This window comes from Myroides sp. DF42-4-2 (assembly GCF_030326445.1).
Taxonomy (GTDB): domain Bacteria; phylum Bacteroidota; class Bacteroidia; order Flavobacteriales; family Flavobacteriaceae; genus Flavobacterium.
Map to the genome: position 1 here is coordinate 35456 of NZ_JACAKI010000023.1, position 9492 is coordinate 44947.

Genomic DNA, 9492 nt, shown 5'->3' on the forward strand with positions numbered 1-9492 from the left:
CAAACCTTATCTAAAAGAGACTTTATCTTGGACTTTTTGCACCTGTTCTCGAAAATCTTTGGGCGTTTGATGGGTGTGTTTTTTAAAAAAGCGGTTAAAATAGGTGACATCAGAGAAGTGCAACGCATGGGCGATACGCTGGATGGTATCTTCACTATACCCCACTAATCGCTTGGCTTCTAATAAAAGTCTCTCCTGTAATTGTTGTTTTAATGTCTTGCCTATCGCTCGAAAAAGAATCTCATTCATGCGCTTGACCGAAAGAAATACTTGCTCGGCGTAAAACTCATTTTTTTGCTGGGTGCTATAGTGTTCTTCGATGAGTTGCAAAATTTTATAGACGCGATCATCCATGGTCATATGGGGTTGTGAAAGCAAAGGAAGATCTTGTAAATGTATAAAATACAGCTGCAGATATTGCTCTAAAACGGTAGGTCGTTTAAAGGAATTAAATTCTATCTCCATCAATACATGCAAATACTCTAACCGTTGTCCATCGTGAAAGGGAACAGCAAACTTCAGTTGGCCATGCCCTATAAAGGATCGCAGTTTTGCCTCTTTAAACAACACGCTGTGAAAGTAGTTCTTGTCGATAGCAAGGCAATACCCCCTACTATAACGCGGATCGAAATGATGTACTTGACCGGGATAAATAATCCAAATTTCACCCGCTATTACAGGATAGCTAACAAAGTCTATTTCCTGCTTATGCGGAATCAAAACTTCAGTAAACCAATAGATTTGATAAAAATCATATTGATAGTGTCCTTCGTACTCAAAAAGATCTACACTCTTTTCAATGCGATATAATTCGATGGGGATATCTTTATCGAGTTGTTGAACGCGAACTACCTTTTTCTTTGTCTTCATCTGTACATTAAATTAGTCCCGGATCAGAAGTGGCTTTTTGGGCTAAATCATAAGTTGTTAACTATCTCGACAAAGGTAAAGTATAAAAAACAAAAAAGATCCGCTAACGGATCTTCTTTCACTTTATAATTGAGTCATTGTGACTAAATTCGCACAGGGAATTTTAACGTGCTCTACGCCGTTGCTAAAAATGTAATGGTTCACTTGCTGTTTTTCCGAGTAGTCTAGCGCAATAAGTTTTTTATCGAGGCTCACGGCTTCTACTTTTCCATTGCGTTCTTCTTTGTAAGAAACCATAAACCTTTTCCCTACTAATTCGCAAAGACTAGTATGATCTAGCTCAAAAATCTCAGTTGAAGTCATATTTTAAAATTTAAATTACAAAACAGACAAGATACGAAAAATAAAATCTAAAACCTATTTAATATAAAATAAATACCTAAAAACAAAGTAGTTACAAAAATAGCAGCAGTAATAGGCTGTTGTTTCCCTACAAAAAAAATTGGTTGATTCTTTTTTTTCTATCGTTTTTCCAAAATAAACTACCTTTATCTACCCATTTATTATTGCAGTTATGACTACATCCGCTCTAAATTTAACAACGTTTGAAGTCAAGAATTTTATTCCTTGTAAGGACTTTAAAATTTCAGTTGATTTTTATACGCAATTAGGGTTTGACATCCTTTGGCAAGACGGCCAATTGTGTTTATTGGCACTTGGGCAAACCAAGATTTTCTTGCAGAATTTCTATGAAAAAGACCTAGCCGATAATTATATGCTACATTTACACGTAGCCAATGCTGACGATTGGTATCAGCACCTCAACCAATTGGATTTACAAAGCCAATTTGACATAACCCTAACTAGCCCTGAGGATTGCCAATGGAATATGCGCGAATTTGTGCTGATTGATCCGTCTGGTGTGCTTTGGCGAATTGGCCATAGCCTTTAAGCATCTACCTACTGCTTCACTTGGTTGTTAGACGATGGTAAAACTCGGAGTCAAGGCAAGTGGTATTCGCCTAGTACTTACAAAAAAAGTCTTTGGAAAACCAAAGACTCATTATATTATTTTGCTTGAATCAATTCATCTAAAGACACTCTAAACTTGGAGCTATTCCAATCTGCCGCTCTAAATTTCTTTACGACAATATTTCCTTTTTTGTCGATGACATAAGAAGCAGGCAAGGAGGTTGAATACAGTGCTGCTGGTGGGCCGTCTTGTTGAAAATAGGACGGCAGGTTATAGCCGTGTTTTTCTTTGAACGCTTTTACTTTATTGGGATCATCCGATGTGACAAATAAAAAGACAACACTGTCTTTATAATCATTATATAACGCTTGAAAACTAGGTTTTTCGGCTATACACGGCGGGCACCAGGTCGCCCAAAAGTTGAGAATAACCACTTTTCCCTTTGTACTAGCAATATCAAATACCCGTCCTTCTTCGTCTAATAAAGTCCATCCCTCTAAACTTACTTGCTCAACATCTTCTTGTTTCTCCAAACTAGGACTCATCGCCAATAGTTGGTTTATCCATACCTTAAACGTAGTACCCAAGGGAGTAAATAGCACCACAAAAAGAATTAGGAGGAAAACTGCGTTTCCAATCCAACCTTTCTTCTTTTTTTCTCCTTTATTAAACATACCTAATTTTATTTAGCATAAATATATACCCATATTGCCAAATAAAACTAATTAAATTTAATTTTAATACACTTTAACTTTTTTTATCCAATATATTCACAAAATTATTCCTTAAACATATCATCAAAGGTAATTTCCTTTCTTCCTGGCAATACTATATTTAAAATAATACCAATAATAGAAGCCAAAGCCATCCCCTCAATCGACATTAAATCACCAATATGGATCGCTGCTCCACCAATTCCGATAATTAAAATTACAGAAGAGATAATTAGATTGCGTTTTACTTTAAAATCGACTTTATTTTCCACTAACATACGCAATCCACTAGAAGCAATAATCCCAAATAATAAAATGGAGACACCGCCCATAACAGGAGCAGGAATGGTTGAGAGTAAAGCAGTAATTTTTCCGCAGAATCCAAACAGAATAGCGAAACAAGCAGCACCGATAAAAACATAAATACTAAAGGCTCGGGTAATCGCTAAAACACCAATATTTTCTCCATAGGTTGTATTGGGTGGTCCACCGATTAGAGCGGCAAGCATAGTTGCTACACCATCACCTAACATGGAGCGATCCAAACCGGGTTCCTTGATTAAATCTTTGTTGATTACTTTGCTCAACACCAATTGATGTCCAATGTGTTCTGCAATAGGTACAATGGCAACAGGTAACATGACAAAGACTACATATAGGGTAACAGAAGGGGTATAATCGACAAATGGAATTGTAAAATTAGGTAGTTGAAACCAAGCGGCTTCCATCACAGGTGAGAAGTTAACAACGCCCATCGAAGCTGAAAATAAATATCCTCCTATGATGCCAACCAAAATGGGGATAACGCTTAAAAATCCTTTGGTAAAAATAGCGGCGATAATCGTAATGGTCAAGGTTACCAATCCAATTATCACATAGGTAATGTCATATTCACCTGTGGGATTATTTGTCACCATTCCAACTGCTGTACTAGCTAATCCCAATCCGATCACCATAATCACAGGACCTACAACAATAGGTGGCAACAATTTCATCAGCCAATTGGTTCCCGCTTTAGCAATCAGGAGCGCTACTAAAGAATACACTACCCCAACCAAAAAGCTACCCACTAAAAAACTACCTACAGGTACGTCGTTTGTCGTAACTTGTTCCATGGCTTTGATAGCGATAATCGGGTTGATAAACGCAAAAGAGGATCCCAAATAGGAAGGAACTTTACCTTTGGTAATTGCCAAAAAAACAAGCGTTCCTATTCCACTCGATATCAAAGCAATAGCAGGATCCATCCCCGTTAGGGTAGGAACTAAAACCGTTGCGCCAAACATGGCAAATAGGTGTTGTATACTCAGTAAAAACCACTGCCCTGCTTTGGGCTTTTCATCAATGGCTAAAACAACTTTTTGATCCTGACTATCCTTCATGGTGTTATCTATTTAATACAAATGCGAAAATAGGTCATTTTGGAGCAAAAATAAAATAACAGTAGAGATGAGTATTATTTTGTAGTTTTATTTTTTGTCGCGACATAGGTCGCAAGCAAGGCTATTCCCCCCAATAGCATCAAGGTAGTAAAGAAGCCTCCCCAATTGTCATTGTTGATAAAAAAACCAGTGGAACTACCAATTAAGGTCGATCCCATATAGTAGAAAAACCAATACAAAGCTGTAGCTGAACTTTTAGCTTTGCCTCCCAATTGGGTAACAACGCGACTGGCGATGGTATGTCCGCTAAAAAAGGCGATGGTAAACAGCGTTAACCCCACTAAAATCACGAGCAAATGATCAACATACATCAAGGCAAGTCCTACTAAAAGTAACCCTAAAGCGACCAATAATAACTTTTTAGCAGCATAGCGATCGGACAAACGACCCGCTGCTAAATTGCCTACAATCCCAAAGGCATACATGAGAAATATCAATGCAATCAAATAATGAGGTAAGTGATAAGGAGGCGCTTCTAGTTTGAATCCTAAATAGTTGTAGATACTGACAAAGGTTCCCATCAAACAAATTGCAACGACGTACATCGCCAAGATTTTCTTATTGCGAAAAATGCGTTGCATTTGACGGACTTTCTTATCGAATTTTACTTTTTCAGGTTCAAAGAAGTGTGATTCAGGGAACAAGAAATAGAAGAAAACGGCAATTCCCAAAGCCAACAAACCAATAGTCAGCACGGCTATTTGCCAATTGTACCATCCACTGACCAAGGCGGCAATTATACGTCCAAACATGCCGCCAAACGTATTTCCTGCTAGGTAAAAACTAATGGCAGTACCAATGGATTTACTATCAATCTCCTCTGCTAAATAAGCCAAGGTCACTGCAGAAACCCCTGAAATACAAATCCCCTTAACGAGATTAATATTAATCAAAAGTGAGAAATCATAAACAAATACGGAAGTCAAAGTTAGTACGGTAGAAGAGACCAACGAAAAAAGCATGACCTCTTTTCGAGGGTAACGGTCGGCAATAAAGGCAAACAACAACAAACCTATAGCCATTCCCAAGGTCGAAGCCGACACCAAATAGCTACTCTCAGCAGGCGTAACCCTGAAGTAATGCGTGATTTCTGACAACAGAGGTTGATAATTGTAGAGCTGTGCAAAAACAGAAACACCAATTAAAAAAATCCCCCATTTAATTCGCTTGTAACGCACGCTACCTTTCACAGCTTTCTCAGAAGCTCTCAGCTCAATATAGGTCGTTGTTGCCATTTTTATCTAAAATTTTACAGTAAAGGTAAACTTATGTTCTAAATTTGTAAAATGGTATTTTTCTATAACATCAATCGATAAAACCGATTATAAAATGGAACTCAGACAGCTCAAATATTTTTTAAAAGCAAAAGAATTGCTCAATTTTACGGAAGCAGCAAAGGAACTTTATATCACACAAAGCACTTTATCTCAACAAATTAAGCAACTCGAAGATGAATTAGGGATTCCCCTCTTTGATCGCATTGGCAAACGCGTGTCTATAACCGAAGCAGGTGAACTTTTTGCCACATATGCAGCAAAGAGTATTCAAGCTTCTAACGATGGTAAATTAATGTTAGAAGATTTAAAGCAAATTAATACAGGAACGTTGAGTATTGGTTTAACTTGGGGGTTGAAGTCGATCGTTATTACTGCTTTTAAAAACTTCATTGAGCAATTTCCCATGATAAAGTTACAGGTTACTTTTGGCACGACAACGGAGCTCATTGATGCTTTACTGAAGCAAGAGATTGACTTTGCCTTGACCTTTTACGAGGATAAACACAGCGATGAACTCCTACATGAACCCATTATGAGTTCAGATATGGCTGTCATTGTATCTGCTCATAGTCCTTTAGCTACAAAAAAGAGTATGAACTTCAACGAGGTAGAAAAACTAACCTTAGCCCTTCCTGTCAAAGGTTTTAACACGCGCGACTTCTTAGATCGTCAATTTGAGAAACACAAGGTAAAACCCAATATTGCGGTAGAAGTGAACTATACAGCTACCATTGTCGATTTAGTTCGCACGGGTGCTTTTCAAACCATCTTGACTTTGGCTACAGTACATGGCGAAAAAGATTTATGTGCTATTCCCATCCGAGGTACAAATATGAAAAGAGAAGCGGTTACTTTGCGTTTAAAGGATAGCTACCAAAAGAAAGCTGCAGCGTATTTTATTGATTTATTAAAAGCAGAAGACAAAGAGGAGTATAATCAGTTGTGAATAATAGATACAAATAAGGGTTGAATTGTTTTACAATTCAACCCTTATTTGTATATCTAAACTGTCAACCGTAACCTATTTTCCTGCTGCGATTAAATTCAAAGCTGATCCTGCTTTAAACCAATTCACTTGACTAGCGTTATAGGTATGATTTGCAGCAATTACATCTTTAGATCCATCCGCGTGAACGAATTCTAAGTGTAGTTGTTTACCTGGTGCAAATTCAGTTAAATCTAAGAAATTGATGGTATCATCTTCTTGTACTTTATCGTAATCCGCTTCGTTGGCGAAGGTAAGCGCAAGCATTCCTTGTTTTTTCAAGTTTGTTTCGTGAATACGTGCAAATGATTTAACCAATACGGCTACTACGCCTAAATGACGCGGTTCCATAGCTGCGTGCTCACGAGAAGAACCTTCACCATAGTTATGGTCTCCCACTACGATAGAAGGAATCCCTGCTGCTTTATACGCTCGTTGTACGGCAGGTACAGCATCATACGCACCTGTTAGCTGATTTTTCACTTTGTTTGTTAAGTGGTTGAACGCATTTTCAGCACCAATCAGCATATTATCGGAGATATTGTCTAAGTGTCCGCGGAAACGCAACCAAGGTCCAGCCATGGAGATATGGTCTGTCGTACATTTTCCAAAAGCTTTAATCAGCAATTTAGCTCCTGTAATATTTTGTCCATTCCAAGGCGAAAAAGGTTCTAACAGCTGAAGGCGATTAGAGGTTGGTGAAACGATTACTTCCACATTGGAACCGTCAGCAGCTGGGGCTTGATAGCCAGGATCTTCCACGTCAAATCCTTTTTTAGGCAACTCATCTCCTGTTGGAGGTAATAATTTCACTTCTTGCCCTTCGTCATTGATTAGGGTATCCGTTATTGGGTTGAACCCTAAATCACCAGCAATCGCTAAAGCGGCTACCATTTCTGGAGAGGTAACAAAAGCATGGGTATTGGGATTTCCATCGGCGCGTTTAGAGAAGTTTCGGTTAAACGAGTGAACAATAGTGTTCTTTTCTCCTTTGTCTGCACCTTCGCGATCCCATTGTCCAATACAAGGTCCACAAGCATTGGTAAATACTTTAGTTCCCATTTTTTCAAAAGTCTCGATGATTCCATCTCTTTCGATGGTATAACGGATTTGTTCTGATCCTGGATTGATTCCAAACTCAGCTTTTGGTGTAATTCCGTTTTTAACTGCTTGCTCAACGATAGAAGCAGCTCTTGACATATCCTCATAAGATGAGTTTGTACACGAACCGATTAACCCCCACTCTACTTTCAACGGCCAGCCATTTTTTTCTGCATCGGCTCTCATTTTAGAAACAGGTGTTCCCCTGTCTGGTGTAAAAGGTCCATTGATATGGGGTTCTAATTCTGACAAATTAATTTCGATTACTTGATCGAAGTATTGTGCTGGATTTGCATACACATCTGGATCAGCTGTTAAGTGTTCTGCTACTTGATCTGCCGCATCAACAACGTCTTGACGTCCTGTTGCTGCTAAATATCGACGCATAGAATCATCATAACCAAAGGTAGACGTTGTCGCTCCAATTTCAGCACCCATATTACAAATAGTTCCTTTTCCAGTACAAGACATAGATAGGGCCCCTTCTCCGAAGTACTCCACAATAGCACCAGTTCCCCCTTTTACGGTAAGAATATCTGCTACTTTTAAAATCACATCTTTTGGCGCCGTCCAACCGTTTAATTTACCTGTTAGCTTCACACCGATTAACTTTGGAAATTTAAGTTCCCAAGCCATTCCAGACATTACATCTACGGCATCAGCACCACCTACTCCAATGGCTAACATTCCCAATCCTCCAGCATTTACGGTATGGGAGTCTGTTCCAATCATCAATCCTCCTGGAAAGGCATAGTTTTCCAACACAATTTGGTGGATAATTCCTGCTCCTGGCTTCCAGAATCCGATTCCATATTTATTTGATACGGATGATAAAAAATTAAATACTTCTGACGATTGTGTTTCTGCCACTTTTAAATCAGTAGCGGCGCCAACTTTTGCTTGAATCAAGTGGTCACAGTGCACCGTTGTCGGTACAGCTACCTTCTCTTTTCCCGCATGCATAAACTGCAACAACGCCATCTGTGCCGTAGCATCTTGACAAGCTACGCGATCTGGAGCAAAATCAACATAATCTTTTCCGCGTTCAAAGGTTTGAGCTGGCATACCTTCCCATAAGTGCGTGTATAAAATTTTCTCTGTAAGTGTTAAAGGACGTCCTACTAATTCACGTGCTTTCGCTACGCGATCAGGCATCTTTTCATACACTTTTTTAATCATTTCGATATCAAAAGCCATAATAACAGTTCTTTTTTAAATGTTTGATTTATAACACAATTTACCGCTTTTACTACAGATAAAAATGATGAAAATGTTAAAGAAAGATATTTAAAATGATTCTATTTTGTTCTTTGCTCTTTGCGCGGTTTGTTCTTTGTATGGTTTGTTCTTTGTATGGTTTGTTCTTTGTATGGTTTGTTCTTTGTATGGTTTGTTCTTTGTGTGGTTTGTTCTTTGTGTGGTTTGTTCTTTGCGCGGTTTGTTCTTTGTGTGGTTTGTTCTTTGTGTGGTTTGTTCTTTGTGTGGTTTGTTCTTTGCTCGGTTTGTTCTTTGCTCGGTTTGTCTTACATGCTTGAGTTAATAGTTATTCTTTCAATTTTTTACGTAAACTTACTAGTTGATTTGTAATATGTTCTAATTTTTCTCGAAGATTAGAATATTCTTCAGCAGATATTAACTCTAAGTCTAAACTTAAAACAAGAAAATTAATGACTTCAATAGCAGAAGAGTATGAAATATTTATCATATGCGCTTTGTCTTTATTTGTCGTTCTGGCCATTCCTTCTGCTATATTAGCCATTACACTGGACATCGCTCGTCTTAGTTGAGAGACCAAACCATACTTTTCTTGGACAGGAAATTTATTAGTGAGTAAGTAAATATCTTTGGTTGTATTTCTGGCATTCTGCCATACGGTAAGCTTTTCAAAAAAATAATAGTGCATAATGTGGAAAATTTTAGCGTTATAAATTTATAATGCATTCAAAATTTATTCCGTATTTCATAATGGGTCATAATATTTTTTGTACTAATTAAAATCACACCCTGTTCACAAAAAAACAAAGAGCAAACAGCGCAAAAAAAGAACAAAGAGCAAAGAACAAAGAGCAAAGAACAAAGAGCAAAGAACAAAGAGCAAAGAACAAAGAGCAAAGAACAAAGAGCAAAGAAC

General features: G+C 38.0%; 9 protein-coding genes. 2 read left to right on the plus strand and 7 right to left on the minus strand.

The window, feature by feature from the left end:
• Positions 1-6: 6 nt before the first annotated feature.
• Both HX062_RS14155 and HX062_RS14160 read right to left on the minus strand, forming a co-directional pair.
• Positions 7-870, minus strand: coding sequence for a helix-turn-helix domain-containing protein (locus HX062_RS14155; protein ID WP_182628522.1), 864 nt, complete (start codon positions 868-870; stop codon positions 7-9).
• Positions 871-993: 123 nt separating this feature from the next.
• Positions 994-1233 (minus strand): hypothetical protein, encoded by a 240-nt coding sequence (locus HX062_RS14160; RefSeq protein WP_286467841.1) that lies wholly within the window; start codon positions 1231-1233, stop codon positions 994-996.
• 211 nt (positions 1234-1444) lie between these two features.
• Here HX062_RS14160 and HX062_RS14165 point away from each other — a divergent pair, with 211 nt between their 5' ends.
• Complete coding sequence (locus tag HX062_RS14165) at positions 1445-1822, plus strand: VOC family protein (RefSeq protein ID WP_286467842.1); 378 nt, start codon at positions 1445-1447, stop codon at positions 1820-1822.
• Positions 1823-1938: 116 nt separating this feature from the next.
• Here HX062_RS14165 and HX062_RS14170 read toward each other — a convergent pair whose 3' ends face one another.
• The 3 genes from HX062_RS14170 to HX062_RS14180 form a co-directional block, all read right to left on the minus strand.
• Positions 1939-2517: a TlpA family protein disulfide reductase gene (locus HX062_RS14170; protein ID WP_182628525.1), complete on the minus strand. Its 579-nt coding sequence runs from the start codon at positions 2515-2517 to the stop codon at positions 1939-1941.
• Positions 2518-2621: 104 nt separating this feature from the next.
• Positions 2622-3938: a solute carrier family 23 protein gene (locus tag HX062_RS14175; protein WP_286467843.1), complete on the minus strand. Its 1317-nt coding sequence runs from the start codon at positions 3936-3938 to the stop codon at positions 2622-2624.
• Between the two features lie 74 nt (positions 3939-4012).
• A complete protein-coding gene (locus HX062_RS14180; RefSeq protein ID WP_286467844.1) occupies positions 4013-5233 on the minus strand; it encodes an MFS transporter in 1221 nt (406 codons plus the stop codon).
• A gap of 94 nt (positions 5234-5327) precedes the next feature.
• On the opposite strand from HX062_RS14180, the gene HX062_RS14185 reads away from it, so the two are divergent.
• A complete protein-coding gene (locus HX062_RS14185; protein ID WP_182628528.1) occupies positions 5328-6221 on the plus strand; it encodes a LysR substrate-binding domain-containing protein in 894 nt (297 codons plus the stop codon).
• 75 nt (positions 6222-6296) lie between these two features.
• Here HX062_RS14185 and HX062_RS14190 read toward each other — a convergent pair whose 3' ends face one another.
• Both HX062_RS14190 and HX062_RS14195 read right to left on the minus strand, forming a co-directional pair.
• Positions 6297-8558: an aconitate hydratase gene (locus HX062_RS14190; RefSeq protein WP_286467845.1), complete on the minus strand. Its 2262-nt coding sequence runs from the start codon at positions 8556-8558 to the stop codon at positions 6297-6299.
• A gap of 346 nt (positions 8559-8904) precedes the next feature.
• A complete protein-coding gene (locus HX062_RS14195; RefSeq protein WP_182628530.1) occupies positions 8905-9264 on the minus strand; it encodes a four helix bundle protein in 360 nt (119 codons plus the stop codon).
• Positions 9265-9492: the final 228 nt, after the last annotated feature.